Origin of the sequence: Marinobacterium sp. xm-d-564, assembly GCF_013283345.1 — a bacterium.
Classification (GTDB): Bacteria; Pseudomonadota; Gammaproteobacteria; order Pseudomonadales; family Balneatricaceae; genus Marinobacterium_E.
Window position 1 is genome coordinate 402,628 of record NZ_WBYO01000001.1, and the last position, 25,817, is coordinate 428,444.

The following is a 25,817-nucleotide window of genomic DNA, read 5'->3' on the forward strand; positions in this document are numbered from 1 at the left end:
GCCGTAGCGCTCTTCATGACCCATCTGATATTGGTTATTTTATGTACTGCTGTGAGAGCTTGTCAGCAAGTGCTTTGGCTTCGCTCTGTTCGGTATCAGACAGTTTCATCAGCAGGCGTGCTTCAATGGTCTGAGCCGTCGTTGAGCCAGCATTGGCTGCCGCTTTCATCCATGCGTAAGCAGTAATGTCTGGATTTACAGAGAGGTCATTACCATTACCCGTAGCGTAAAGCGTGCCTAAGAAGAACATCGATTCAGAGTATCCCGATTCAGCAGCTTGCAGGTATAGCTTCTCTGCCTGTGCAAAGTTTTGCTCGGTACCGCTTCCGAAGTTGTAGCTTCTAGCCAAGTTGTGAAGCCCGACCAGTGAACCATTGTGAGAGGCTTTATCGAACCATTGCAGGGCAAGGTTTAGATCGCGTTCGACGCCTTGGCCAAACTCGTACATTTCACCAATTCGGTTTTGTGCATCGGCATCACCCGCTTCCGCTTTGGGAAGAAGTTGTGTGAACTCGGCAAGGTATACCTCATTTCGCATGACGCGAAGCGCATTGATACTTTTTAGGTGGCCCTGGCGAGCGGCACTGCTGAAGTACTGCTTGGCATCCTCTTTGCTCTTTTCAACACCTTGACCATCACGGTAAAGCGTACCCATTAGATAGAGAGCATCTAAATCACCTTCTTTGGCTAGAGGCTTAAGCTCTTCAAGGGCTTTGGTGTAATCGGCTGACTGAATGGCACGCTCAGCTGCGATGATGGATGCGGCTTCAACAGACATGACTGGAAGAGCCAATGCAAAGGCTAGTGATAATAGACGAGCTTTGGTCAAACCTGACCTCCTATTCTATTCCAACAAATTAATGGTCAATAACCGTTAGTGTTATCAAAGTGGCGCTATCATAACCTTTTCACTGCATAATCCACAGCGCTTGCTCTGAATTTCTATTATGAGTAACGTAATGATTGATGTAGCGCAGGTTAAACCTGTCAATTTAAATGGACATTGAGGATTATCAAATGTTTCAAGATATGACAAAGCTGTTCGAACAGAGTGTTGAATCATTTCAAGAGTTGGCGAAGGTTCAACAAGAGATGCTACAGCGCATTACCAATCAGCAGATTGAGTACACCCAGCAGTGTATCCAAGCGACCATGAATCAGGCTAATTCACTTCAGGGTCTAAAATCACCTGAAGAGTTCATCGAAGCGCAAAAAGAGTATACACAGCGCTTAGAGGCTGCACTTAAAGCGGCTGCTGAGCAGAATATGAAAACGGTTCAAAACGCCCAAGAGGAGATTCAAAAAATTGCCTCTCAATCGATGGGTGGCAAATAGTTTTTGATCCCTCTCATTTACGGAAGTACTACAGGCAATACTGAACGCGTAGCGCAACTCATGGTTGAGTGCTGGCCAGGGGAGGTGCCTCTAAAGCTAATTTCAATCGATAGCATGATTAATGCCGATGTTGAACAGGCTTCGTCACTGATTATTGGTGTGCCCACTTGGAACTTTGGTGAGTTACAAGAAGATTTCGAAGAAGTTTGGTCGAGTTTTTGTGAAATCGACTTCAGTGGCAAACGCGTAGCACTGTTTGGATTGGGTGATCAATTGGGATATGGCGATTGGTTTCTTGATGCGATGGGTACAGTTGCCGCACAGATTTCACAAAAGGGTGCTAAGCTGATAGGTGAATGGCCTGTCGAAGGTTACGATTTTGAGTCCTCAAAAGCGCTAATCCCTTGTGAGACTGCCTTCGTGGGTTTGGCCTTGGATGAGGATACACAGTCCTTTGAAACAAAAGACCGTGTTGAGCGTTGGCTCAATCTGATCTATCCACAATTGTAAGTTTAAGTGTTAACTCGGAGAGAGATTATGTCTTTGAAGAAAGTTGTATTAACGACTTTGTCTTGTGCTTTACTGGCTTCGCCTTTGGCACAGGCTGATCGAGCGGAAGATGCTATTGAATATCGCCAAGGGATCTTTAAAGCCTACGGTTGGCACTTTGGTGCTATGGGTGCCATGGTTCGCGGTAAGGTTGATTATGATGCAGAGCAATTTGCTCATCACGCTAAGTCGTTCTTAGCGGTAGCGCCGCTTGCGGCTGAGGGGTTTATCGAAGGTTCTGATTTTGGTGAAACGTCTGCCAAAGATGAGCTCTGGGAGAATTTAGATGATGTCAATCAGCGCTTTGTTGCTATGACTGAAGCCGCTGAAAAGCTAGTCGCTGTATCTGGCGGTGAATTGGCGGATGCCAAAGCAGCCTTTGGTGCTGTAGCGAAATCCTGCAAAGGGTGTCACGACAACTACCGCGAGAAACGTTAACCCTTTAATTCAGATCCAAAATAGGAGTGAGCTGACAGTCGCTCCTACTAGGATAGCTACAAAAAGAGGAAGGCCGCCTCGAATCTTAGGTGCTTCCTCTTCACTCTCCTTCCTACCATGCAGCATGGCTTGAACCAGCTTTTCCCCTTTAAAGCGCTGATACCAAACAATGGCTGCCAGATGCAGGGCGATAAACAGCATCAATAGATTAAAAACCGCCTCATGCAGTTCCGTCATCGCTAGTTGAGCGTCGTATGAGATTAAGTAGGCTAATGGCCCTTCAATAAAAATGTCATCGTTACTAAACAGCCCCGTCGTCACTTGCAGTGATATTAACCCTAATAGGGCGATAACACTGAGTGCGCCAGCAGGGTTGTGTGTGTTGTAGTCTCTTTGCCCCTCTCCCTTGAGGTAGGCTATGACGCTGCTTGGGCGTTTTACGAACTGAGAGAATCGAGAGGAGTCGCTGCCAATCACTCCCCAAATGATGCGGAATGTGATTAAGCCTGCTGCTAAAAATCCAAGGCGTGTGTGCCAGATCATCCAGTTGCCACCCAGCTCGGCACTTAACCAACTCAAACCAAATAGCACGACAAGAAGCCAGTGAAAGAGTCGAGTGCTTAGATCCCAGACGGTGACAATTTTTTTCTGCATGTTGATAAGCTCGCTAATGAATACAAAATCACAATGTAAAAACTATATGGTATCCGGTTGATAGTGCATACCCAAGGAGTATCGCCCAACTCCATTTGAGGTGGGCTCTGAAAGTGTAGATGCCATTCGCCTGGCCCATCAGAGCCACACCTGCCGCTGAGCCAATCGATAGCAGAGAGCCACCAATGCCAATACAGAGGGTCGCCAATAGCCATTGGTTAGTCGACATCGGCATATCCATGCTCAGAATGGCGTACATCACGGGTATGTTATCGATCAATGAGGAGCTTAGGCCGATGATTAGATGGGTGGTGGTCTCTCCAAAGTTGCCGTAAAGCGACGTTGAGATCAGGGCTAAATAGCCCAGGGCAGCTAAACCACCAACGCTCAGTACAACGCCATAGAAGAACATTAATGTATCCCAGCTGGCGCGTTCAACCACTCGGAAATTATCAAAACGCATGACGACTTCACCGTGATCCCCTTTGAGGTGTTTTGTCATCGCACCCATGTGGTGTCCACGCAATTCACTCTCTTGCAACAGAGGATCCTGTTTTGACAATAGGTATCCATAAATCTTTAACGCGCCTAGCCCCGTCATCATTCCAATTACCGGGGGTAATTTCAGAAGTGAATGGATTAACACTGACGCCGTTATCGTGGCTAAAAAGAGTATCAGCATGCCGATCGCTCCAGGCTTCATGGATTGTTGTTCATGCGGGAGTTGCGCTGGGCCTGTCGGAAGATAATGGTTAAGCACTAAAGCAGGCACGAACCAGCTGATCAGTGCGGGAACAATAAGATGGGTAAATTCAAGGAATTTTAGTTTCTCCTGCTGCCAAACCATCAGTGAAGTAATATCGCCGAAGGGGGAGAAAACGCCCCCTGCATTGGCGGCAATAACCACGTTGATCAAGCCGAGCACTACGAACGACGCTGTTCTGGTGCCAACAGCCATCACTACTGAGCCCATCAGTAGCGCTGTCGAGAGGTTGTCAGCAATGGGGGATAGGACAAAGGTCAACCCACCCGTGACCCAGAACACGGTTCTTAGGGAAAAGTCTCTAGCAATCAGCCAGCTACGCAATGCCAAAAATAGGTGGCGCTCCTCAAGGGCGTGGATAAATGTCATGGCGCTGAGCAGGAACAGAAAAAGCTCTGCGTACTCAAGCAGGGTCTGTTCCAGTAGTGCGCCAGCTTGCTCTGGTTGGCCATTGATGGAATAGCTAAGGCCGACTAATAACCAGATTAAACCAGCGGCCACCATCATCGGCTTGGATTTGGCTAGGTGAGTGCGGTCTTCGCTGATCACAAAATAGTACCCGACAAGGAAGGTGAGTACCGCTAGGTAGCCATATAGGGTGCCTGTTAAATCGATAAAATTTGTCATTCCCATACGATGGACTAGCTTGTCCGTTATCTCAATAGAGGTGCATGAAAAACGTTGAAATAAAGGCCGAGACGGTGATTTAAAGGTGAGGATAAATCCTGTAAAATGTGCCCCCTTTTTTAAGACCTTTTGGACATTTGCTCGACTATGGAAATTAATCCGATTGTTAACAGCCTTAAAGAGTATGCCGAACGCACTAAAGAGTTGCGTGGCTATCTCGAATATGACGAGAAGCTTGAGCGCTTTGAAGAGGTTGAGCGTGAGCTTGAAGATCCCAATATTTGGAATGATCAAGAGCATGCACAAAAGCTAGGTCGCGAACGATCGAGCCTTGAGTCTGTGATTAAGACCATCGATGAGCTGACTGAGGGGACTGCTGATTGCCTGGAGCTGCTGGAGATGGCAGTTGAAGAGGATGACGAAGATACCGTTGAAGAGGTTCGCAGTGAAGTTGAGCGTCTAGGCGGCATGTTATCGCAACTTGAGTTTCGCCGTATGTTCTCGGGTGAAGCGGATTCAAGTAACGCTTTTTTAGATATTCAGGCGGGCTCGGGTGGTACCGAGGCTCAGGATTGGGCCAACATGATGCTTCGAATGTTCCTTCGTTGGGGTGAGAGCAAAGGCTTTAAAACCGAGTTGATGGAAGTGTCTGACGGTGACGTGGCCGGTATTAAATCTGCAACGATTCGTTTTGAGGGTGAGTACGCCTTCGGTTGGCTAAGAACAGAAACGGGTGTTCACCGTCTCGTTCGTAAGAGCCCATTTGACTCTGGTGGTCGCCGCCATACCTCTTTCTCATCTGTCTTCGTCTCTCCTGAGATCGACGACAATGTTGAGATCGACATTAATCCAGCGGATCTTCGTGTCGATGTCTATCGTGCATCCGGTGCAGGCGGTCAGCACGTCAACCGAACTGAGTCGGCGGTCCGTATTACCCACGGTCCATCTGGAATTGTTGTACAGAGTCAGTCGCAGCGTTCGCAGCACCAGAACAAAGATAACTGTATGAAGCAGTTACGCTCCAAGCTTTACGAAATGGAGATGCTGAAACGTCGTGAGGCTGCCCAAGAGGTTGAAGATACTAAAGCCGATATTGGTTGGGGTAGTCAGATTCGCAGTTACGTACTGGATGATCAGCGTATCAAAGATCTTCGCACCGGCGTTCAATCGTCGAATTGTGATCGCGTGCTCGACGGCGATCTGGATATGTTTATTGAAGCTAGCTTAAAAGCTGGTCTCTAAAAGTTAACACAGGAAATAGACACCATGTCTGATAACACACAGCTTGATGAAAACCGCTTGATTGCAGAGCGCCGTGAAAAACTCTCTGCACTGCGTGAGCAGGGCCAAGCCTTCCCGAACACTTTTCGTCGCGACAGCTACGCAGAGGATCTGCAGTCTGAACACGGTGAGAAGAGCAAAGAGGAGCTAGAAGCTGCAGGCATTAAGGTCTCTATTGCCGGTCGAGTGATGCTCAACCGTGGCGCGTTCATGGTGATCCAAGATATGTCTGGCCGCATCCAGGCGTACGTTAACAAAGAGGCTCGTAGCTTTGCTAAGCAGCTAGACCTTGGTGATATCGTCGGCATTAGCGGTGAATTGCACAAGTCAGGTAAAGGTGATCTCTACGTTGATATGGCAGAGTACCAGTTGCTGACAAAGAGCTTGCGCCCACTGCCAGATAAACACAAAGGGCTTCAAGATACTGAAATGCGCTACCGTCAGCGTTATGTTGATCTGATTACTAACCCTGAATCCCGTGATGTGTTTGAGACGCGTTTTAAGGTGATTGCCGCGATTCGTCAGTTCTTAAGCGAGCGCCGTTTCCTTGAAGCGGAAACGCCAATGCTTCAAGCGATTCCTGGTGGTGCATCGGCTCGTCCTTTTGTGACACACCACAACGCACTTGATATCGATATGTATCTTCGCATCGCGCCAGAGCTCTACCTGAAACGCCTGGTTGTCGGTGGTTTCGAGCGCGTATTTGAGATCAACCGTAACTTCCGTAATGAGGGTCTCTCAACACGTCACAACCCAGAGTTCACCATGATCGAGTTCTATCAGGCGTATGCTGATTACAAAGATCTAATGGACCTAACGGAAGAGATGCTTCGTACCGTTGCACAGCAGGTGCTAGGCACAACAACCATCATCAATACGGTTCGTAATGAAGAGGGTGAGGTGCTAGAGACGTTTGAGTACGACCTTGCTAAGCCGTTTACCCGATTGTCAGTATTTGATGCCATTCTGCAGTACAACCCTGATATCACAGCGGAAGCATTGGCGAATGAACATGCCGCTCGTCAGATTGCCGAGCGTCTGGATATCGACGTAAAAGATAGCTGGGGTCTGGGTAAAATCCAGATTGAGATTTTTGAAGAGACCGTTGAACACCTTCTGCAGCAACCAACCTTCATTACAGAATACCCTACCGAGGTCTCTCCTCTCGCTCGTCGAAGTGACAACAACCCATTTGTGACCGATCGATTCGAGTTCTTCGTCGCGGGTCGTGAGCTAGCAAATGGCTTCTCGGAGTTGAATGACGCTGAAGATCAAGCTGAACGTTTCCGCAAACAGGTCGCTGAGAAAGATGCAGGTGATGATGAGGCGATGCACTTTGACGCTGATTTCGTTGCGGCACTTGAGTATGGACTGCCACCAACAGCAGGCGAGGGGATCGGTATTGACCGTTTGGTGATGCTACTGACTGACTCACCATCGATTCGTGACGTCATTCTATTCCCTGCAATGCGTCCACGCGCTTAAGCGCAATTAAGCGTACAGAAGGGTTTTGCTGTGTTGTCGAGGCTGTTTCCCAAACAGAAACGTGACTTCACAGCGAAGCGCTATCTCAGTATAAGCCTGCGAACTCTGCACCTTTTTGGGATTGCAGGTTTTGCGGGCTTTTTCTTGTACGACTTACCCGAATCGCTTTGGCGGCCCTATGCCATACTGGCGCTGACGACTGGCTCCTTAATGCTACTGGTCGAACTCTACGTTGATGCAATTTGGTTGATTCAACTGCGGGGTTTGGCAGTCATTACTAAAATTTTTCTACTGTTGTTAGCGATGAACGCTCCTCACCTGACAACGGTGCTGTTCTGTCTGATCGTCATTATCTCAGGCTACTTCTCACATGCGCCTGGCAAGGTTCGATACTACTCACCCTTTTTCGGGCGAGTCATAAAAAGCTCAGCCGAACTTAGCTTTAATCAGTCGCATTCAAGGTAGGTGCCGATGCTTTCTAAGGGTTGGCAGCAGCTGCTGAAAGAGATATCCGAGACACCAAGCTATCAATCTCTTATGGCGTTTCTGGATCAACGAACAGCTGAGGGTGTCACAATATACCCACCTCAAGATCAGTGGTTTCGTGCTTTGGAGCTGACCCCGCTAGAGTCGACACGCGTCGTCATTCTTGGCCAAGATCCTTATCATCAGGCAGGCCAGGCGCATGGTTTAAGTTTCTCTGTCTTACCCGGTATTCAAGTGCCACCATCTCTGAGGAATATCTACAAAGAGTTGAGTAGTGATTTAGGAATAGCTGCACCAGAACATGGTTTTCTTGAAGCCTGGGCAGAGCAGGGAGTCCTTTTACTCAATGCGGTCCTTACGGTAGAGGATAGCAACGCCAATGCACACCAAGGCAAGGGTTGGGAGAGTGTCACCGATCGTATCATTCAGCAGGTTAACGAACACTCCACGGGCACGGTGTTTATCCTCTGGGGAAGCTATGCTCAGAAAAAGACGAGCATGATCGATCAGGCAAAGCATTTGGTGATTCAATCACCTCACCCTTCGCCACTATCAGCACACCGAGGTTTTTTTGGTAGTCAGCCGTTTTCTAAAGCCAACGCTTGGCTCGCTGAGAAGGGCTTTTCTGAGATCAACTGGGAGCTGCCGGTGATAGGACAGGCAGATCTGTTCGGTTGATGGCTAACGCTTGGATTCAAATAACTTTGGATCTAGGGTGTAAGGTAGTTCCAAAGCGGTTAGGGCTGCGCCACTCTCTGTGAAAATCACCCCCTCTTTTTCTGACTGTTGAATGACAGCAAGTAGAGAGGTTTGATCAGTTGAACTGGTCAGTACAACGGTGCCGACCTCAACTTGGTCAGCATTAAACAGTGGCTCCCCAATGCTGATGGAATGGCCCTGCGGTAGCGTGAATCCGTACATCGCTTTTTTCAAAATACCGCGATGCTGTAAACGGGTTACTATCTCCTGACCGGTGTAACACCCCTTGCTGAAGCTGACGCCATCAATGGCTTGTAAATTACACATCTGAGGAATGAATGTCTCTTGGGTAGCCTCTCTTAAATCGAAGATACCGGCGCGGACATTGATCTCATACCAAGCCTCTAATGAGTCGGTAGCATCCTTGGCCAATCTGTTTTGTACTTCAAGATCGGTGGTCCAGAACTCAACATGCTCGGCATCGATTTGAGCAGCAAAGGATCGGTCACTCTCTGAGCTTTTAATTGACTCTAAATAGTCTTTCGATAGGCAAAACCCATTGGCGTTATCTATGAAGTTAAGCTCCACCTTGGAAAAGATGCTGTATTTTTTTAGGTTGTTAAAGGCGCTTTCTGCGATCTCTTGATGGACCCGCAGCCAAAAACATTCGTCACTGATGCGCATGACTCTGAAGAGCCCAACCATGCTTCCCTTAATTGAGCAGTGTGCGGCGATGAGGTGCTCCCCAGTGTTAAGTGCAGCAACATCAGCAGTCAGCTGGCCTTGTAAAAAAGAGGCTGCATCAACGCCTTCGACGGAGAACAGTTTGGCATCCGTTATCGCAATGTTCATAGCTCAGCTCACTAAAAAGGGTTGTGGTATCACTTAAGACTCTGTTTGATGGGCAATGACTTCACCCATCTTGACCGGTGCGCCGGCCGCTAGATGGTCGCGCCAATTGATTACGCCTTCAGGGTAGAGAAGGATCACCGTTGAACCGAGTTTGAATCGGCCCATTTCTGCACCTTTCTCCAGTAGAAGAGGGGCGTCAGCTTCTGTGCTAAACAGTTTCATAGCCTCTTTTTTGAGAGGGGCTACCTGGCCACTCCAGACGGTCTCTATACCGGCAACAATCATTGCGCCGACGAGTACCATCGCCATTGGGCCACGCTCTGTCTCAAATAGACAGACTAGGCGTTCATTACGAGCAAACAGGCTGTCAACATTGTTGGCTGTGGTTTGGTTGACCGAGAAAAGATCACCAGGAACGTAGTAGGCCTCTTTAAGTGCGCCGGCTACTGGCATGTGTACGCGGTGGTAATCTTTTGGTGATAGGTAGATGGTCGCGAACTCGCCATTGATGAAGGGTTTTGCTCGCTCGGTACAACCACCCAGCAGAGAAACAGCGCTGTAACTATGTCCCTTTGCTTGCAAAATACGCCCATATTGAAGGGTACCCATCTCTGAGATTGCCCCGTCAGCCGGTGAAACTACGACATCCTCGCCCTCAGCAATCGGTCTAGCTCCCTCTTTAAGGGCGCGAGTGAAGAAGTCATTGAAGTTGATGAACTGTTCCGGTTGCTGGCGCTCCGCTTCACTCATATCGACGTTAAACTGTTTAATAAATCGTTGAATAATCCAGTTCTTAATACGACTATTTGTGCACTCAGCTAGGCGACCAACGGCACGTGATAACAAGTGCTGTGGCACGATGTATTGAAACAGAATGAACAGTTTATCTTTCACTAAAAACTCCGCCTGAGTGATTCTTTAAATTGAGTAGAGATGATACCTGAGCTAGGGCTTTTTCACTATCGAACCGTGAAGTCAGACTCCAACATGGAGTCCAAAATCTGTTTATAACTGAAAAAACGCTGCTCGCTGATGACGCCCATATCGATCGCATCATAGAAGGCACAGCCAGGTTCCTGTTCGTGCTTACAGTCTCTGAACTTGCAGTGGCCAGTGACCTGGCGAAACTCCTTAAATCCGTCAATCAGATCGTTAGGATCAATGTGCCATAGACCAAATTCACGGATGCCAGGAGAGTCGATGAGATCGCCCCCTTCGGGTATGTGGAATAGACGAGCAGTGGTCGTTGTATGTTTCCCGGTTCGATTCGACTCAGATAGGGCGCCCACTTTCAGATCAACGCCAGGCAGTAGCGCATTGACCAGCGACGATTTACCCACACCAGACTGTCCAACAAAGACGGTCGTGCGATCTTTTAAGAATTCGTGCAGCTCATCTAAGCCGTTGGAGTTCTCTGTGGATGCATAGATGGTGCGGTAGCCAATTTCGGCATAGCTATCCAGAAGAGGTATCAATCGTTCACGATGCTTGTCATCGAGTAGATCGGTCTTATTTAAGACAATAATAGGCTCTATGCCAGAGAGTTCAGAGGCAACTAAGTAACGATCAATCAGGTTGGCGTGCGCATGGGGTTCGACGGCGATGACTATTAATATTGCATCGATGTTGGCTGCGACTGGCTTCAACTCACCATGATTGTTTGGGCGCTTAAGTTCAGAGTGGCGATCCTCAACAGCGACGACCACACCCGCATCGGGGGAGGGACGCCAGATCACTCTATCCCCGGTCACCAATTGCCCTAGGTGGGTACGCATATGGCAGCGAATGATTTCACCGCTACGATCGCCATCTAAGGCTTCAATATCGACCTGTTTTCCGTAGTGCGAGATGATCAGGCCACGCTGTTCGGCACCTAAATCGCCCCCTTCGAGTTGTGAGTCGATTTGAGTGTCACGTTTATTGGCTCGAGCGGCACGCTCTTCTTGAATCTTCTTAATACGCCATGCTTGGCGGCGATTAACTTTACGTTGCGCCATTCAATCTCTGCTAAATCGCTGTGTTAGTCGGTATACTGTGCATCATACTTTGTTCATAAAAGATTAGACACTTTAAAGGGAGCTTTGGCATGTCACGACAAGATAATCTTATCTGGATCGATCTAGAGATGACGGGTCTGGATGTCGAGCGTGAGCGCATCATTGAGATGGCTGCGATTGTGACCGACTCTGAATTGAACACTCTAGCCGAAGGTCCTGTGATTACCGTTCACCAATCCGATGCACTGATTGATGCCATGGATGAGTGGAATACAAAGCAGCATGGTGGCTCAGGTTTGATTGAACGAGTTAAACAGAGCCGTACCAGTGAGTCCGAAGCAGAACAGCAGATGTTGGCGTTTTTGAGAGAGCATGTCGACCAGGGTGCTTCGCCGATTTGTGGAAACTCTATCCATCAAGATCGTAAGTTTTTGCATCGTTACATGCCCGAACTAGAAGCCTTCTTCCACTACCGTAATTTGGATGTCAGCACGCTGAAAGAGCTGGCACGCCGCTGGCGCCCTGATGTGACTGAAAAGGTGGTTAAAAAGGGGGCTCATTTAGCCCTGGATGATATTCGTGACTCCATTGAAGAGTTAAAAGTCTATCGTGAGCACTTTTTACAGGTCTAAACGTTGAGCAAGTGGGAAATCGATAATTTTCAGTGCGTTCGCATCGGCCGTTCGATTTCTTAAATGCTCAACCGCCCATTGAGCGTGCTCTTTTATTAGCGCGCTCTCGTTAGAGGCTAAACAAGCTTCAAGCAGCTCAATGACTCTGTCACCACCCTTACTGTTGCCTAGGGCTACCGCAATGTTTCGTTTAAATCCCTGGTAGCCCGTTCTGCGAATGGCTGATCCTTCAGTTCTTTGTAGAAAGGTCTCTTCGCTCCACTGAAACAGCTCAATCAGATCGATATCGTCGAGTTGATGGCGTGGCGAGAAATCACACTCCTGGGTGTGCTGAGCAAAACGGTTCCACGGGCAGACCAGTTGGCAATCGTCGCAGCCAAAGATGCGATTGCCCATCAGCGGGCGTAACTCTTCTGGAATACTGCCAGAGTACTCTATGGTCAAATAGGAGATGCATCGTCGAGCATCCAGCTCATAGGGTTTGGGAAATGCGTTGGTGGGACAAACATCCAAACAAGCGGTGCATAATCCGCAGTGTGAAGCCGTTTCTGGTGGATCTATAGGTAGCTCGACATCGGTAAACAGTGAGCCCAAAAAAAACCAAGACCCCGCGCTTTTATTGAGCAGTAGTGTATTTTTGCCGATCCAGCCCAGACCAGCGTCACGAGCAAGCGGGCGCTCTAATATCGGAGCGCTGTCGACAAAAGGGCGGAAGTTAATCGTGGTTTGGCACTGCTCTTCTAACCACTGTCCAAGCTGTTTAATGCGTTTTCGAATCAACTTGTGATAATCACGCCCCAATGCGTAACGTGCTATGTAACCCTTGTCGGCATTGGTCAACGTTTTGAACAGGCTGACATCGGCGGGAAGGTAGTCCATACGCAGTAGAACAATACGCTGAGTGCCTTCAACCAGCAGGGTTGGATCGATTCGCTTTTCGAAATGTTCGGCAAGAAACCTCATTTCGCCATGGTAGTGCTTATCCAGCCAGCTACGCAGGTGGCTCGCTTCATGTTGTAGATCTGGCAGGGTGATTGCGCACTGCTGAAATCCAAGCTGCTTCGCTCTCTCTTTTAAACCTTCGGCAATATTGGACAGTTCGATCTTGTGCACGCGAGTCATTATCAGCTTGTTTTCATGATGAGGTGTTACTATACGTCAAATAAGTCAGCATCAGGAGTGCCTCGAATGAATGAGTCCCCAATTGGCTCTTCGCTCTTTACTGCCGCTCAATGCAAAGTGATTGATCGTTTGGCCATTGAGTCTATGCCGATACCGGGTTATCAATTGATGTGTCGTGCTGCACGATCAGCGCAACACTGGATCACAAGACTCTACCCAAAGGCCAGCTCGTTTACTGTTGTATGTGGTGCAGGCAATAATGGCGGGGATGGATTGGCTTTAGCCAAGCTGCTGTATGAGACAGGTCATGCTGTGACAATCACTCTGGCTAGCACTGATTTTGAAGTTCAGCTAACCGGTGAAGCTCTGGAGGCGTGGAATGACCTGCCTGATGACCTTCCAAAACACCCTTTTGATAGTGCTCTTACTGATGAGTCAGATCTCATCGTTGATGCTCTGCTAGGGATCGGTCTAAATGGCGAGGTTCGCTCAGACTCAGCTGCTGTTATTCATTGGATTAACCGGCAGCAAAGGCCTGTGTTTTCTTTGGATATCCCATCAGGCCTGTCGGCTGATACTGGATCTGTCTTGGGTTCTGCCGTTAAGGCCGATGCGACCTTGACCTTTATCGCTCCCAAGCAGGGGATGTTTATCAATCAAGCGCGTGACTATGTTGGTCGTGTGATGGTGGATAGCTTGGGCGTGCCAGCAGAGCTCTTCCCAGAGTCACAGAGTCAATTGATCTCTGAACCATTGAGCCAAATGGCTCCACTGAATCGCGCTGCGCACAAAGGCAGTCAAGGGTCCCTCGTAGTAATTGGCGGTGATTTTGGGTTTGGCGGAGCACAGATGCTATCGAGTGAAGCTGCGCTCAGAACAGGGGCGGGGCGGGTCACGCTACTGACCAATAGTGAATCGGCGGTCACAGCGATGCTCTCTCGTACGCCAGAGGTGATGGTGCGTTTAGCCAGTGACATTGCGGCCTTTGAGTCGATGATTCAATCCATGGATGCCATCGCGATAGGGCCCGGTTTGGGGCAGAGCGATTGGGCTCTCAGCTGTTTAGAAAGGGTCAACTCTTTAGATAAACCGACTGTGGTGGATGCGGATGCACTGAACCTTATTGCACAGAATAAAGTTGGTTTTCATCCTCATGCTGTCTTTACGCCACACCCCGGTGAGGCTGCTAGATTGTTGGGCTGTTCTATAGCAGAAGTCCAGTCTGACCCTGTCGGGAGTGCATTTGCGCTTCAGAGCCAGTTGGGTGGTGTCATCGTGTTAAAAGGTGCCGGCAGCATTGTCTGCAATGGTCATAAAGCCTTTATCTGCAACCTAGGCAATCCAGGTATGGCAACGGCTGGGATGGGGGATCTGCTTTCTGGTATCATCGCAACGTTTTTGGCGCAGGGCTACTCTCTGTTAGATTCTGCGCAGATAGGTGTTTGGCTCCATGCTAAAGCGGGTGATATGGCCAGTGCCGAGGGTGAAAGAGGGTTGATTGCGACAGACCTTCTTCCTCATATCAGAAGTTTATTAGGGTAATGAATTCGTGACACAATCGATCTCATGGTCTCTTGCAGATGAGGCTGAAACAATCGCTGCTGGTGCATTGATTTCCCGTGCAATGAGTTCGGGGGTCCTCTTTCTGCATGGCAACCTTGGCATGGGTAAGACGACCCTCGCACGTGGTGTAATTCAGTCGTTAGGCCATCAAGGCGCAGTGAAGAGTCCTACCTACACGTTGGTAGAACCTTATGAGTTTGATGATCGTAGGGTCTATCACTTCGACCTTTACCGCTTGGGTGATCCTGAAGAGCTCGAGTATATGGGGATTCGCGACTATTTTGAGAACAGTTCGCTCTGTTTGGTGGAGTGGTCAGAGAAGGGCGAAGGTTTCTTGCCGGCAGCTGATCTAGATCTCTTCCTTGAACCCGAAGCATTGGGACGTAAAATAACAATCTACGCTCGCACCGAGTTAGGTCAATCCATTGTGCAGAGACTCCAAGAGTTGAGGTCTGTTAAGGCTTAATGATGTTATTAAGGAATCAATCAGCGTTGAATCAGTTTAAGAGACTCTTCTTTGGTTGCGCTCTGTTAGTGCTTCCTCTGCTCTCTTGGGCTGCTTCGGTTGATAGTTTGCGCTTGTGGCAGTCGCCTGACAGCACTCGATTGGTCTTTGATCTGGATAGCTCCACCGAACACTCCCTGTTTACCCTCGATAATCCGGATCGAATTGTTATTGATATACCCAAGGGTCGAGCGAAATCCAATTTTAGTACCGTTGATTTGACGGGAAGTCCTATCAGTCGCATTCGAACCGGTGAACAGAGTGATAAGTTGCGTATCGTTCTAGATCTATCGCAACCGGTGAAACCCTCGAGTTTTACGTTAGCGCCCAATGAGAAGTATGGGGATCGATTGGTAATCGATCTGGCCCATCAAGGTGGAGCGCAATTAAAACCCACTGCTGCGCCTAAGCCTGTGACTTTGCCTACGGGGCAGCGCGAAATTGTTGTTGTTTTAGATGCGGGGCATGGTGGTGAAGATCCGGGTGCGCTTGGCCCCGGACGCCTTAAAGAGAAGCAGGTTGTTCTCGCCATCACCAAAGAGGTTAAAAAGCTGATTGATCAGCAGCCGGGCTTTCGTGCTGAGCTAACACGAACCGGTGACTACTTTATCCGCCTTCGTGATCGTACCAAGAAAGCGCGCCAAAAAAATGCAGACCTATTTGTATCGATTCATGCAGACGCCGCACAAAACAAACGGGCACGCGGAGCCTCTGTCTGGGTTCTTTCAAACCGCGGTGCCACCAGTGAGATGGGTCGTTGGCTGGCGAAAAAAGAGAACGCAGCTGATTTAATCGGCGGTGTCGGTAGTGTCAGTCTTGAAGATAAAGATGAGACGCTCGCCAGTGTGCTGCTGGATATGTCGATGACCTATGCGCGTACCAGTAGCTCAGAGGTGGCGCTAGCGGTTCATCAGAACATCGCGCGCTTTGCCAAAATGCACAAAAGCTACGTGGAGAAAGCGGGGTTTGTGGTGCTTAAATCTCCTGACATCCCCTCCATTCTTGTTGAAACGGGCTTCATTTCGAATTCACAAGAGGCTAAAAAGCTTCGTGATCCTAAGTACCAAAAGCGGATGGCGAAAGCGATTGCTGACGGCATTATTAGTCATTTTTGGAAGCGCCCGCCCGCGGCTACGCTTGTCGCCTCTTTGAAGGCTCAGGGGAAAGTGCCTAAGGATATTAATCGTAGCCATAAAGTGGTTCCGGGTGACAGTCTCTCAATGATTGCCGAGCGTAATGGCGTCAGTTTGGACGCACTGCGTCGTTATAATAATTTGAAGTCTGATCGTATTAGAGTAGGTCAGGTTCTAAAGATACCTGCAGGTTAATATGAGCAGTCGAATACATCTTTTATCGCCGCAGTTGGCCAACCAGATCGCTGCCGGTGAAGTGGTAGAACGCCCCGCATCCGTCGTCAAGGAGGTTTTGGAAAATGCCATCGATGCGGGTGCAGAAAAGATCTCGGTCGAGGTTGAACAGGGCGGTGTGAAGCTGATCCGTATTCGTGATGATGGTAAGGGGATCGATAAAGAGGATCTGCCACTGGCGTTGAGTCGTCATGCGACCTCCAAGATCACAGCGCTTGAGGATCTTGAAGCGGTGGCAAGCCTCGGCTTTCGCGGTGAGGCACTGGCCAGTATCAGTTCGGTCTCTCGTTTAACTCTCACGTCGCGCTCAGTCGATGATGATAGCGCCTGGCAGGTCAAAGCGGAGGGGCGTGACATGGTCGCTGAGGTATCACCGGCAGCTCATCCGCAAGGGACAACCGTTGAGATGCGTGACCTGTTCTTTAATACCCCTGCGCGCCGTAAATTTTTGAAGACAGAGAATACAGAGTATCGACATCTTGAAGAGGTGGTTAAACGTCTTGCATTGAGTCGTTTCGATCTTCAGTTTCAGCTAAGTAACAACAACCGTGTGGTTCATCAACTGAAGCCTGCCAACAGTGAGCAGATGCGCGAGCGCCGAATAGCCTCTCTACTTGGGTCGGGTTTTATTGATAATGCACTCAGCTTAGACATCAGTGCAGAAGCCTCAGGTCTCAGATTGTGGGGCTGGATCGGTTTACCAACCTATTCACGCTCGCAAGCTGATCAGCAATATTTCTTTGTTAATGGACGCATCATTCGTGACAAACTGGTGACTCATGCGATTCGTCAAGCCTATGCAGACGTTCTGTATAACGGTCGACACCCTTGTTATGTTCTCTATCTAGAGCTCGATCCGGCGCTGGTTGATGTCAATGTACACCCAACCAAGCATGAAGTTCGATTCCGAGAAGGGCGCTTAGTACACGATTTCATATTCCGTACCATTCACCGGGTGATCGCGGAAACGCGTCCGGGTGAACAGAACAGCGATACCTCTGTGTCATCCCTTTTGCAGGGGCAGGCTCAACCGATTCAGCAGCAGTTTGATCAGCAGCGCATCTCACTTCAGTCACCGGGTTCAAACAGTGGGTTAGGGGGGAGCACTTCAGGGATTAACTTCTCTAATTACGTTCGACCTGCAACGCCTTCAGTCGGTGAAGTGAAGCAGCAGTTGGCCGGTTATGGGGCTCTGCACCCTAACTCTAGCCAGAGTCAGGTCGGTTCATTGAACCCGTCGTCAGAGACTCAAGATATTCCCCCAATGGGGTTTGCATTGGCGCAACTGCATGGCATCTACATTTTGTCCCAAACTGCAGAGGGGCTCATCTTGGTCGATATGCACGCCGCGCATGAACGTATTGTTTACGAGCGAATGAAGAGTGCATGGGAGTCCGATGGATTGCGCAGTCAGCCGCTATTGGTTCCGGTTACTCTGAATTTAAGTGAAGCCGAAGTGGATATTGCTGAAGAGCGTTCCGAGGTGTTTGCTAAGTTAGGCTTCTCGGTTGAGCGAATGGGTCAAGAGTCTGTTGTGATTCGTGAAGTGCCTGTTGCACTGGCTCGATCGGATGTGTCGCTCTTGGTTCGTGATGTTCTATCCGATATGAAGGTTTATGGCAGTAGCAGTCGTATTGAAGAGAGCATTAATGAGCTGTTGGCGACCATGGCATGCCATGGCTCGGTTCGGGCCAACCGCCAGCTTACGCTTCCAGAGATGAATGCTCTATTGCGTGATATGGAAGCGACTGAACGAAGTGGTCAGTGCAACCACGGCCGTCCTACCTATGTGCAGATGACCATGAATGAGCTGGATAAGCTCTTCCTAAGGGGGCAGTAGTGGCCGAAAAGTTGCCAGTACTCTTTTTGATGGGGCCAACAGCCTCAGGCAAAACGGACCTTGCCCTTAATCTGTTTGATCATATGGACGTTGAGATTATCAGTGTTGATAGTGCTCTTATATACCGAGAGATGGATATTGGTACGGCCAAACCTGATCGCGAGACATTGGAAAAGTACCCGCATGCGTTGGTGGATATTTTAGATGCAACAGAGGTCTATTCAGCCTCAGACTTTGCTGAGGATGCACGTCAATTAATCGATCAAGCACACGCGCAGGGCAAGTTGCCTGTTCTTGTGGGGGGGAGCATTCTCTACTTTAAGGCGTTGGCAGAAGGGTTGGCAAAACTCCCCGAAGCCAATGCAGAGATCAGAGCGGAGATTGAGGCTCAGGCTGAGCAGGAGGGTTGGCCGGCCGTTCACGCTCGCTTAGCTCAGTTAGATCCGGCTTCGGGTGAGCGTTTGGGGCCCAACGATCAACAGCGAATCCAGCGTGCATTGGAAGTCTTTCTGATGACAGGCCGAAGTATTGAGAGCCACTGGCAGGAACAGAAAGCCCTAGAGTTGCCGTGGAACCTCATTCCCGTCGCGTTAATGCCAGAAGATCGCGCTCAACTGCATCAGCGTATTGAGCTGCGTTTCAATCTGATGTTGGAGCAAGGCTTTGAGGCGGAAGTGGTTAGGCTTCGTCAGCGTGGGGATCTGAATCTGAATCTGCCTTCAATGCGTTGTGTTGGTTATCGCCAAATGTGGCAGTATTTGGAGGGTGAATTGGATTGGCAAGAGATGCACCATAAAGGAGTGGTAGCGACACGTCAGCTAGCTAAACGTCAGATGACATGGTTGCGCAGCTGGCAGGGTGCAGAGGTGATTGATCCCTTTGGTGAAAATCTTTTTAAGAAAACTTTGGCATTGATTCCATGAATCTAATATCATTTTATCTCTACGTAATGGCTGTATCGAGGATTGTCTCGAGCCTGAAATGTTGGGCGGCGGTTGTAGATTCTTAATAACGATTACTCTAAAGGTGATGACTATGTCAAAAGGGCAAACCCTACAAGACCCTTACTTGAACGTTCTGCGCAAAGAGCGCGTTCCAGTATCAATCTTCCTAGTGAACGGCATCAAGCTACAAGGCCAAATTGAGTCTTTCGATCAATTTGTCATTCTGCTTAAAAACACCGTTAGCCAGATGGTTTACAAACACGCTGTTTCGACAGTGGTTCCATCTCGTCCTGTAAAACTACCTCAGGTTGACGAAAAGCCAGCTGACTGAGGTTTCTAATTGTTTTTCGATCGTCCCGAATCGGGCGAGACAGCGATTCTCGTCCACATTGATTTTCCTGGACCTAATGCGAATGACAATCCTAGAGAGCTAGAAGAGCTGGCTCTCTCTGCCGGTGCTGATCCCGTTGAGTATCTCTTCGGGACTCGCTCCGAACCCAGTTCAAAATTCTTTTTAGGCAAAGGTAAGGTTGAAGAGCTTGCAGAGCTCGTGCGCCTGCATGATGCCAAGCTGGTTATCTTTGATCATTCTCTAACCCCCGGCCAAGAACGAAATATCGAACGTGAAATTGAGTGTCGAGTGCTTGATCGTACAGGCCTGATTCTTGATATTTTCGCGCAACGCGCTCGAACTCATGAGGGTAAGCTGCAGGTTGAGTTGGCTCAGCTTGAACATATGTCGACTCGCCTAATCAGAGGTTGGACCCACCTTGAGCGTCAAAAGGGTGGTATCGGTCTGCGTGGCCCTGGTGAAACCCAGCTTGAAACCGACCGACGCTTACTGCGCGCCAGAATTAAAGCGATTACCGGTCGCCTAGAGAAGGTTCGTAAGCAGCGAGAACAGGGCCGTAGAGCACGTGCCCGTGCAGAGATTCCGACGCTCTCTCTGGTTGGTTACACCAACGCAGGTAAATCGACACTGTTTAATCGAATTACCGAAGCGGACGTCTATGCGGCCGACCAGCTGTTTGCGACACTCGATCCAACCTTAAGAAAGCTAGAGCTAAGTGATATTGGTTCAGTTATTTTGGCTGACACGGTTGGATTTATCCGAGACCTCCCCCATAAACTAGTAGAGTCCTTTCGTGCGACCCTTCAAGAGACGGTTGAAGCTACACTGCTTCTTCATGTCATTGATGCGGTAGATGAAGAGCGTCGTGAGCACATTGCACAAGTTAATAATGTGTTACACGAGATAGGAGCGGATGAAGTTCCTACACTGGAGGTCTACAATAAAATTGATGGACTCGAGGGTGTAGAGCCTCGTATCGATCGAGATGATCAAGGCGTGCCTGTTCGGGTTTGGTTATCGGCTAGAACCGGTGTAGGTACTGATCTTCTTGTTCAAGCGCTGCGCGAGCGTCTGGCCAATGATATGTTCCACGAGATTGTGGAGCTTGATCATAATCAGGGGCAGTTCAGAGCCATGTTGTTTGCACAAAACGCGGTGGTCGATGAACAGTTTACCGATGAGGGTCGTATTAGGTTAGAGGTAAGGCTCCAAGAGAAGGAGCTGAGAAAGATTTTAAGCCGTTTAGATATTCCGCATGAGCGCTATCTGCCGGCTGAAGAAGAGCAGTGGTAACAAGTTTAGCTTGTTTTAGATTTTTAAAGTAATGGAGCAATACTATGGCTTGGAATGAGCCCGGTGGTCGTAAAGACAACCAGGATCCATGGAACTCAGGTGGCAATAATGGCCGCCGTGGTGGATCAGGCGGCCCTGAACAGGGACCACCCGATCTAGATGAAGCGTTGCAGAAGCTGCAAGAACGCTTGAACTCTATCTTTGGCGGTAAACGCTCTGGGGGTTCTGGTGGTTCTAATGGTGGTGATGTTAAAGGACCTGGTGCAGGTTTCTTCGGCATCATTGCTCTGGTTGTAGTGGTTGCTTGGGCTGGCTTTGGTTTCTACACAGTCGATCAACAGGAACGTGGTGTTGTTCTTCGCCTTGGTAAGTACCATGAAACTGTACAGCCAGGTCTGCAGTGGAACCCGCCACTACTGGATGAAGTCACTAAGGTGAATGTGACTCGAGTTCGTACCCACGACCACGGCTCTTTGATGCTGACTCGTGATGAGAACATCGTAAATGTAGAGATGACGGTTCAGTATGTGATCAGTGATCCACGTGCATTTGTTCTTAATGTTCGTGACCCTGAAACCAGTCTGTCACATGCATCTGAATCATCACTTCGCCATACGGTTGGTTCGACTAACCTGGACGGCATCTTGACCGAAGGTCGTGAGATTCTCGCGACACAGGTTCAGGCACGTCTACAAAGCTACATGGACAGTTACGGCACAGGTCTTGCTCTTTCACGTGTCAATATCAAAAACGCAACCGCACCACAGCAGGTTCAAGATGCGTTTGATGACGTGATCAAAGCGCGTGAGGATGAGCAGCGTGTTAAAAACGAGGCGGAAACTTACGCTAACGGTATTGTTCCGGAAGCTCGTGGTACCGCTCAGCGTGTGATCGAAGAAGCGAATGCTTACAAAGAGGAAGTCGTTGCTCGAGCAAGCGGTGAAGCTGATCGTTTCACATCACTTCTGCAAGCATATCAGATGGCTCCTGGTGTCACCCGTGAACGTCTCTACATCGATATGATGCAAGAGGTGTTGGGCAAAACGCCTAAGGTGATGGTGGATGTCGATGGTGGTAATAACATGATGTACCTACCGCTGGATCAATTGATGAAGCGCCAAGCAGATACCATTGCTAACACGCCACGCTCTGTGCGTTTAGATGACTCCAGCATGCGTGAGTTAACGCAGCAGGTGATTAACCGCATCGGCAGCTCAAGCACTAGTACACTACGGGAGGGTCGTTAATATGAAACCGACTTCGATGTTTACATCGGTACTTGCCGTATTGGTGTTGTTGATTGTTAGTAACTCGGTCTACATCGTTAAAGAGACCGAGCGTGGCGTGAAGCTGCAGTTTGGTGAAGTGGTCGAAAGCGATCTAAAACCCGGTCTGCACTTTAAAATTCCATTTGTGAACACCGTTCGTAAGTTCGATGCTCGTGTTCAAACCTTGGATACTCGCCCACAGTCGTTCCTTACCCTAGAGAAAAAACGTCTAGTGGTAGACTCTTACGTTAAGTGGATTATCTCGGATGTAGAGAAGTACTACACCGCAACCTCTGGTGACTCGTTCCGTGCGGCAGATCTTTTGTCGACGCGTATTGAAACCAGTCTGCGTAACCAGTTTGGTACTCGTACACTAACTGAGGTTGTCTCTGGTGAGCGTGAAGAGGTGATGGATACCGTCGTTTCATCACTGACAGAGCTGAGTGAAAAAGAGCTAGGCTTAAGCGTGATTGATGTTCGTGTTAAACGAATCGATCTACCGTCTGAAGTGTCAAACTCGGTCTACCAACGTATGCGCACAGAGCGTGAGCGTCTGGCACGTGAGCTTCGTTCACGTGGTCAAGAGCTTGCAGAAGGTATCCGTGCAGATGCTGACCGTCAGAGCACCGTTATCCTAGCGAACGCTTATCGTGAGTCGGAGGTGACTCGAGGTGAGGGTGATGCAGAAGCGGCACGTATCTATGCAGAAGCATTTAACAAGGACAGTGAATTCTACTCTTTCTACCGCAGTCTTCTTGCCTACAAAGAGTCATTCAATAATGGATCTGATGTACTGCTGCTGAAGCCGGATAGTGAGTTCTTCCGTTACCTGCAGAACGCATCTCCAAACGCGACCAACTAAACCAAGGTCGGGTTAAAAAGCGGGTGCCATTGGCACCCGTTTTCGTGTTAAAATTGATCAACCGGGCGTGCCCCGGTTTTTTTGTGATTTAGCAGTACTTAAGATGTCTGAACTTTGGCACGAGCTTTGGCTCGCATTTTGTTTGGTTTTAGTGATAGAAGGGATCATTCCTTTTCTCTATCCACACCGCTGGCGCTCTATGGTGAGTCAACTGGCGATGGTGAATGATAAGACCCTTCGTGCTTTTGGCCTGGCCTCTATGTTAATAGGCACTGCACTACTCATACTTTCTAAATAAAGAGTATCGGAGTTTTTTATAATGGCGTTGGCTGATCGCTGGCTACTTCCTGACGGTATGAAAGAGTTGCTCCCTCCCGTTGCGCGCGAGGTTGAGCTGGTTCGTCGTCGAGTGTTGGATCTGTTTCATGGCTGGGGGTACGAGTTAGTGATGCCTCCGGTTGCTGAGCACCTTGAGTCACTGTTGACCGGTGTGGGTGGTGACTTAGGTCTGCGTACCTTCAAAGTGACCGATGAGACTTCTGGTCACATGCTCGGTATTCGAGCGGATATTACGCCACAGGTCGCGCGTATTGATGCCCATCGTCTGCGTTCAGATGGCGTGAGCCGTCTCTGTTACTGTGGTTCAGTACTTCACACTCGTGCGGTGAATATGTTGGCATCGCGCAACCCCATGCAGATTGGCGCTGAGTTGTTCGGGCACGAAGGCGTTGACAGTGATGCAGAAGTCATCGCTCTGATGCTCGACACTTTGGTTCAGGTCGGTGTCAAAGGAGCAATCAATCTGGATCTAGGCCATGTAGGTGTATTCACTGAATTGGTTGCCGAAGCGGGTCTTTCTGAAGCGGAGATTGCCAGCTACATCGATATTCTAGAGCGTAAGGCGTTGCCTGAGCTGTCGCAATTTGTTGATCAGCTTGATCAATCAGACTCGATCAAAAACAAGCTTGCCGCCTTGGGTACCTTAAATGGCTCAGAGCAGGCGCTGGAGCGTGCACGCGAACTCTTTGCGGATAACGCGGCCATTCTTGCTGCTGTCGATCACGTTGCTGCGATTGCTGATCGTGTTAAAACAGCGCACCCATCAATCGGTATCTACATTGACCTGGGTGAGCTGCGCGGTTACAGCTACCATACAGGTGTTGTTTTCGCAGCCTACTCGCCTAAGTTTGGCCAAGCGCTGGCAAAAGGTGGTCGCTATGACCAGATCGGTGCGGACTTTGGTCGTGCGCGTCCCGCTACTGGCTTCAGTGCCGATCTGAAAACACTGGTTACATTGGCGTTGGATGAAGTGCCAGAGCCAAGTTTGGCGATTTTGGCGCCGAAAATGGAAGATTCATCGTTGGTCCTAGCTGTCGCAGCACTGCGTGCGCAGGGCGAACGAGTGGTTTATGAGCTAGACAATGCAGCAGTGCCAACGCACTGCGATCGTCGTCTGGTAAAAGAAAATTCTGAGTGGACTGTTACCACTCTCTAAGTAAACGAATAGTTGAGATACTAATGGGCAAAAATGTCGTAGTTCTCGGTACCCAATGGGGTGACGAGGGCAAGGGTAAAATCGTTGACCTTCTAACGGATAAAGCATCAGCGGTTGTTCGCTTTCAAGGCGGACACAATGCGGGCCACACTCTGGTAATCGATGGTGAAAAGACCGTCCTTCACCTGATTCCTTCAGGCATTCTTCGTGAAAACGTTCAGTGTTTGATTGGTAACGGTGTGGTGTTGTCTCCGCACGCTCTGTTAAAAGAGATGAAGCAGCTTGAAGAGACCGGTGTTCCTGTTCGTGAACGTCTACGTCTTAGCCCAGCTTGCCCCCTGATTCTGCCTTACCACATTGCGCTGGATCAGGCGCGTGAGATCGCTCGCGGTAATGCCAAGATCGGTACTACAGGTCGTGGTATTGGACCAGCATACGAAGACAAAGTATCTCGCCGTGGTCTACGTCTTGGTGATCTTCAGGATCGCGAGATGTTCGCTAAGAAACTAGAAGAGGTGATGGCGTACCATAACTTCATGCTAGAGAATTACTACAAAGTAGAACCGGTAAGCTACGAAGCGGTCCTTAAAGAGTGTTTCGAAATGGCAGAAGAGTTGCTTCCGCTTGTCGTGGATGTGACCGATAAACTGCACGAAATGCGTAAAGCGGGTCAAAATATCATGTTTGAAGGGGCGCAGGGCTCTCTTCTTGATATCGACCACGGTACTTACCCATACGTAACCTCTTCGAATACAACGGCGGGTGGTACTTCTACGGGTTCTGGTTTTGGTCCACTCTACCTAGATTACATCCTAGGTATTACTAAAGCTTACACGACACGTGTTGGTGGTGGTCCTTTCCCAACTGAATTGGATTGTGAAATCGGCCAGCGCCTTGCTGAACGTGGCCATGAATTTGGCTCGACTACAGGTCGTGCTCGTCGTTGTGGTTGGTTCGACGCAGTTGCACTGAAACATGCGATTCAAGTGAACTCTGTGTCTGGTATCTGTCTGACTAAACTGGACGTATTGGATGGCCTGGAAGAGATCAAGATCTGTACCGGCTATAAAGATGCTGAAGGTAACGACGTATACTCTTTGAACGGCAGTGAAGATTACGAAAAAGTGACTCCACAGTACCTGTCAGTGCCTGGTTGGAGTGAGTCGACAATCGGTGCTCAAACTCTAGAACAGTTGCCAGAGAATGCGCGTGCATACATCGCTAAGCTCGAAGAGCTAATGGAAGCGCCTATCGACATCGTTTCGACGGGTCCAGACCGTGTTGAAACCATCGTTTTACGTGATCCCTACGACGCGTAATTCGTTGCTTGATACTAGAAAGCCGGCTTAATAAGCCGGCTTTTTTTTGCCAGCAAAGCTGGTATTCCCAGCTCCATTTCATCCGTGAA

Annotated in this window: 27 protein-coding genes; 20 read left to right on the forward strand and 7 right to left on the reverse strand. The window is 49.1% G+C overall.

Annotated features, from left to right (window positions below):
- Positions 1-34: 34 nt before the first annotated feature.
- Positions 35-829: a tetratricopeptide repeat protein gene (locus XMD564_RS02090; protein WP_173480681.1), complete on the reverse strand. Its 795-nt coding sequence runs from the start codon at positions 827-829 to the stop codon at positions 35-37.
- A 188-nt stretch (positions 830-1,017) separates the two neighbouring features.
- Between XMD564_RS02090 and XMD564_RS02095 the strand changes: the two genes are divergently transcribed.
- The 3 genes from XMD564_RS02095 to XMD564_RS02105 are packed head-to-tail and all read left to right on the forward strand — an operon-like array spanning position 1,018 to position 2,322.
- Positions 1,018-1,335 carry a phasin family protein gene (locus tag XMD564_RS02095; protein WP_173480682.1) on the forward strand — a complete coding sequence of 106 codons (318 nt, stop codon included), beginning with the start codon at positions 1,018-1,020 and terminating at the stop codon, positions 1,333-1,335.
- 3 nt (positions 1,336-1,338) lie between these two features.
- Positions 1,339-1,845 (forward strand): flavodoxin, encoded by a 507-nt coding sequence (locus XMD564_RS02100; protein ID WP_173480683.1) that lies wholly within the window; start codon positions 1,339-1,341, stop codon positions 1,843-1,845.
- 27 nt (positions 1,846-1,872) lie between these two features.
- Entirely contained in the window at positions 1,873-2,322 is a 450-nt protein-coding gene (locus XMD564_RS02105) for a cytochrome c (RefSeq protein ID WP_173480684.1), read from the forward strand.
- Between the two features lie 9 nt (positions 2,323-2,331).
- On the opposite strand, the gene XMD564_RS02110 is transcribed toward XMD564_RS02105, so the two are convergent.
- Together XMD564_RS02110 and nhaD are read right to left on the reverse strand one after the other, a co-directional pair.
- On the reverse strand, positions 2,332-2,976 hold the full coding sequence (locus XMD564_RS02110) for a cytochrome b/b6 domain-containing protein (RefSeq protein ID WP_173488640.1): 645 nt from the start codon (positions 2,974-2,976) through the stop codon (positions 2,332-2,334).
- Positions 2,977-3,004: 28 nt separating this feature from the next.
- Positions 3,005-4,366: a sodium:proton antiporter NhaD gene (gene nhaD / locus XMD564_RS02115; RefSeq protein WP_254442793.1), complete on the reverse strand. Its 1,362-nt coding sequence runs from the start codon at positions 4,364-4,366 to the stop codon at positions 3,005-3,007.
- Positions 4,367-4,513: 147 nt separating this feature from the next.
- Between nhaD and prfB the strand changes: the two genes are divergently transcribed.
- The 4 genes from prfB to ung are packed head-to-tail and all read left to right on the forward strand — an operon-like array spanning position 4,514 to position 8,296.
- Positions 4,514-5,608 carry a peptide chain release factor 2 gene (gene prfB / locus XMD564_RS02120; RefSeq protein ID WP_173480687.1) on the forward strand — a complete coding sequence of 365 codons (1,095 nt, stop codon included), beginning with the start codon at positions 4,514-4,516 and terminating at the stop codon, positions 5,606-5,608.
- Positions 5,609-5,632: 24 nt separating this feature from the next.
- Positions 5,633-7,132, forward strand: coding sequence for a lysine--tRNA ligase (gene lysS / locus XMD564_RS02125; RefSeq protein WP_173507720.1), 1,500 nt, complete (start codon positions 5,633-5,635; stop codon positions 7,130-7,132).
- Positions 7,133-7,162: 30 nt separating this feature from the next.
- A complete protein-coding gene (locus XMD564_RS02130; protein ID WP_173483568.1) occupies positions 7,163-7,597 on the forward strand; it encodes a hypothetical protein in 435 nt (144 codons plus the stop codon).
- 6 nt (positions 7,598-7,603) lie between these two features.
- Complete coding sequence (gene ung / locus XMD564_RS02135; protein ID WP_173507721.1) at positions 7,604-8,296, forward strand: uracil-DNA glycosylase; 693 nt, start codon at positions 7,604-7,606, stop codon at positions 8,294-8,296.
- Positions 8,297-8,299: 3 nt separating this feature from the next.
- Here the strand turns inward: ung and XMD564_RS02140 are convergent, their stop codons facing one another.
- The 3 genes from XMD564_RS02140 to rsgA form a co-directional block, all read right to left on the reverse strand.
- Positions 8,300-9,169, reverse strand: coding sequence for a folate-binding protein YgfZ (locus XMD564_RS02140; protein ID WP_173488643.1), 870 nt, complete (start codon positions 9,167-9,169; stop codon positions 8,300-8,302).
- Positions 9,170-9,202: 33 nt separating this feature from the next.
- Positions 9,203-10,063 carry an archaetidylserine decarboxylase gene (gene asd / locus XMD564_RS02145; RefSeq protein WP_173480692.1) on the reverse strand — a complete coding sequence of 287 codons (861 nt, stop codon included), beginning with the start codon at positions 10,061-10,063 and terminating at the stop codon, positions 9,203-9,205.
- A 65-nt stretch (positions 10,064-10,128) separates the two neighbouring features.
- Positions 10,129-11,166, reverse strand: a complete 1,038-nt coding sequence (gene rsgA, locus XMD564_RS02150) for a small ribosomal subunit biogenesis GTPase RsgA (RefSeq protein WP_173480693.1) — start codon at positions 11,164-11,166, stop codon at positions 10,129-10,131.
- 89 nt (positions 11,167-11,255) lie between these two features.
- Here rsgA and orn point away from each other — a divergent pair, with 89 nt between their 5' ends.
- A complete protein-coding gene (gene orn / locus XMD564_RS02155) occupies positions 11,256-11,798 on the forward strand; it encodes an oligoribonuclease (RefSeq protein ID WP_173484552.1) in 543 nt (180 codons plus the stop codon).
- Here orn and queG read toward each other — a convergent pair.
- Positions 11,787-12,920 carry a tRNA epoxyqueuosine(34) reductase QueG gene (gene queG / locus XMD564_RS02160; protein WP_173480695.1) on the reverse strand — a complete coding sequence of 378 codons (1,134 nt, stop codon included), beginning with the start codon at positions 12,918-12,920 and terminating at the stop codon, positions 11,787-11,789. The genes orn and queG overlap by 12 nt on opposite strands.
- Positions 12,921-12,986: 66 nt before the next feature.
- Here queG and XMD564_RS02165 point away from each other — a divergent pair, with 66 nt between their 5' ends.
- The 12 genes from XMD564_RS02165 to XMD564_RS02220 all read left to right on the forward strand — a co-directional run bounded on the left by XMD564_RS02165 (position 12,987) and on the right by XMD564_RS02220 (position 25,728).
- A complete protein-coding gene (locus XMD564_RS02165; protein ID WP_173507722.1) occupies positions 12,987-14,462 on the forward strand; it encodes an NAD(P)H-hydrate dehydratase in 1,476 nt (491 codons plus the stop codon).
- Between the two features lie 7 nt (positions 14,463-14,469).
- Positions 14,470-14,949, forward strand: coding sequence for a tRNA (adenosine(37)-N6)-threonylcarbamoyltransferase complex ATPase subunit type 1 TsaE (gene tsaE, locus XMD564_RS02170; RefSeq protein ID WP_173483573.1), 480 nt, complete (start codon positions 14,470-14,472; stop codon positions 14,947-14,949).
- 26 nt (positions 14,950-14,975) lie between these two features.
- Positions 14,976-16,316 (forward strand): N-acetylmuramoyl-L-alanine amidase, encoded by a 1,341-nt coding sequence (locus tag XMD564_RS02175; protein WP_254443137.1) that lies wholly within the window; start codon positions 14,976-14,978, stop codon positions 16,314-16,316.
- 1 nt (position 16,317) lies between these two features.
- Complete coding sequence (gene mutL, locus XMD564_RS02180; protein ID WP_173507723.1) at positions 16,318-18,195, forward strand: DNA mismatch repair endonuclease MutL; 1,878 nt, start codon at positions 16,318-16,320, stop codon at positions 18,193-18,195.
- A complete protein-coding gene (gene miaA / locus XMD564_RS02185) occupies positions 18,195-19,118 on the forward strand; it encodes a tRNA (adenosine(37)-N6)-dimethylallyltransferase MiaA (RefSeq protein ID WP_371731766.1) in 924 nt (307 codons plus the stop codon). The genes mutL and miaA overlap by 1 nt, the downstream gene beginning before the upstream one ends.
- A 112-nt stretch (positions 19,119-19,230) precedes the next feature.
- Entirely contained in the window at positions 19,231-19,470 is a 240-nt protein-coding gene (gene hfq / locus XMD564_RS02190) for an RNA chaperone Hfq (RefSeq protein WP_173480700.1), read from the forward strand.
- A 9-nt stretch (positions 19,471-19,479) separates the two neighbouring features.
- Positions 19,480-20,784, forward strand: coding sequence for a ribosome rescue GTPase HflX (gene hflX / locus XMD564_RS02195; protein WP_173483576.1), 1,305 nt, complete (start codon positions 19,480-19,482; stop codon positions 20,782-20,784).
- A 44-nt stretch (positions 20,785-20,828) separates the two neighbouring features.
- Positions 20,829-22,031, forward strand: a complete 1,203-nt coding sequence (gene hflK, locus XMD564_RS02200) for an FtsH protease activity modulator HflK (protein WP_173480702.1) — start codon at positions 20,829-20,831, stop codon at positions 22,029-22,031.
- A 1-nt stretch (position 22,032) separates the two neighbouring features.
- Positions 22,033-22,914, forward strand: coding sequence for a protease modulator HflC (gene hflC / locus XMD564_RS02205; protein WP_173483577.1), 882 nt, complete (start codon positions 22,033-22,035; stop codon positions 22,912-22,914).
- Positions 22,915-23,017: 103 nt separating this feature from the next.
- The gene (locus tag XMD564_RS02210) at positions 23,018-23,212 is read left to right on the forward strand and encodes a DUF2065 domain-containing protein (RefSeq protein ID WP_173480704.1); all 195 of its coding nucleotides are present in this window, start codon (positions 23,018-23,020) and stop codon (positions 23,210-23,212) included.
- Positions 23,213-23,233: 21 nt separating this feature from the next.
- The gene (locus tag XMD564_RS02215; RefSeq protein WP_173483579.1) at positions 23,234-24,409 is read left to right on the forward strand and encodes an ATP phosphoribosyltransferase regulatory subunit; all 1,176 of its coding nucleotides are present in this window, start codon (positions 23,234-23,236) and stop codon (positions 24,407-24,409) included.
- Between the two features lie 23 nt (positions 24,410-24,432).
- Positions 24,433-25,728 carry an adenylosuccinate synthase gene (locus XMD564_RS02220; protein ID WP_173495259.1) on the forward strand — a complete coding sequence of 432 codons (1,296 nt, stop codon included), beginning with the start codon at positions 24,433-24,435 and terminating at the stop codon, positions 25,726-25,728.
- The last annotated feature ends 89 nt before the right edge of the window (positions 25,729-25,817 follow it).

Bases quoted from the DNA above. Each gene is read 5' to 3' on its own strand.
- XMD564_RS02095 (WP_173480682.1), top strand. From the start codon at position 1,018: ATGTTTCAAGATATGACAAAGCTGTTCGAACAGAGTGTTGAATCATTT.
- XMD564_RS02105 (WP_173480684.1), top strand. From the start codon at position 1,873: ATGTCTTTGAAGAAAGTTGTATTAACGACTTTGTCTTGTGCTTTACTG.
- XMD564_RS02110 (WP_173488640.1), bottom strand. From the start codon at position 2,976: ATGCAGAAAAAAATTGTCACCGTCTGGGATCTAAGCACTCGACTCTTT.
- nhaD (WP_254442793.1), bottom strand. From the start codon at position 4,366: ATGACAAATTTTATCGATTTAACAGGCACCCTATATGGCTACCTAGCG.
- prfB (WP_173480687.1), top strand. From the start codon at position 4,514: ATGGAAATTAATCCGATTGTTAACAGCCTTAAAGAGTATGCCGAACGC.
- lysS (WP_173507720.1), top strand. From the start codon at position 5,633: ATGTCTGATAACACACAGCTTGATGAAAACCGCTTGATTGCAGAGCGC.
- ung (WP_173507721.1), top strand. From the start codon at position 7,604: ATGCTTTCTAAGGGTTGGCAGCAGCTGCTGAAAGAGATATCCGAGACA.
- XMD564_RS02140 (WP_173488643.1), bottom strand. From the start codon at position 9,169: ATGAACATTGCGATAACGGATGCCAAACTGTTCTCCGTCGAAGGCGTT.
- rsgA (WP_173480693.1), bottom strand. From the start codon at position 11,166: ATGGCGCAACGTAAAGTTAATCGCCGCCAAGCATGGCGTATTAAGAAG.
- orn (WP_173484552.1), top strand. From the start codon at position 11,256: ATGTCACGACAAGATAATCTTATCTGGATCGATCTAGAGATGACGGGT.
- queG (WP_173480695.1), bottom strand. From the start codon at position 12,920: ATGACTCGCGTGCACAAGATCGAACTGTCCAATATTGCCGAAGGTTTA.
- XMD564_RS02165 (WP_173507722.1), top strand. From the start codon at position 12,987: ATGAATGAGTCCCCAATTGGCTCTTCGCTCTTTACTGCCGCTCAATGC.
- mutL (WP_173507723.1), top strand. From the start codon at position 16,318: ATGAGCAGTCGAATACATCTTTTATCGCCGCAGTTGGCCAACCAGATC.
- hfq (WP_173480700.1), top strand. From the start codon at position 19,231: ATGTCAAAAGGGCAAACCCTACAAGACCCTTACTTGAACGTTCTGCGC.
- hflK (WP_173480702.1), top strand. From the start codon at position 20,829: ATGGCTTGGAATGAGCCCGGTGGTCGTAAAGACAACCAGGATCCATGG.
- hflC (WP_173483577.1), top strand. From the start codon at position 22,033: ATGAAACCGACTTCGATGTTTACATCGGTACTTGCCGTATTGGTGTTG.
- XMD564_RS02210 (WP_173480704.1), top strand. From the start codon at position 23,018: ATGTCTGAACTTTGGCACGAGCTTTGGCTCGCATTTTGTTTGGTTTTA.
- XMD564_RS02215 (WP_173483579.1), top strand. From the start codon at position 23,234: ATGGCGTTGGCTGATCGCTGGCTACTTCCTGACGGTATGAAAGAGTTG.
- XMD564_RS02220 (WP_173495259.1), top strand. From the start codon at position 24,433: ATGGGCAAAAATGTCGTAGTTCTCGGTACCCAATGGGGTGACGAGGGC.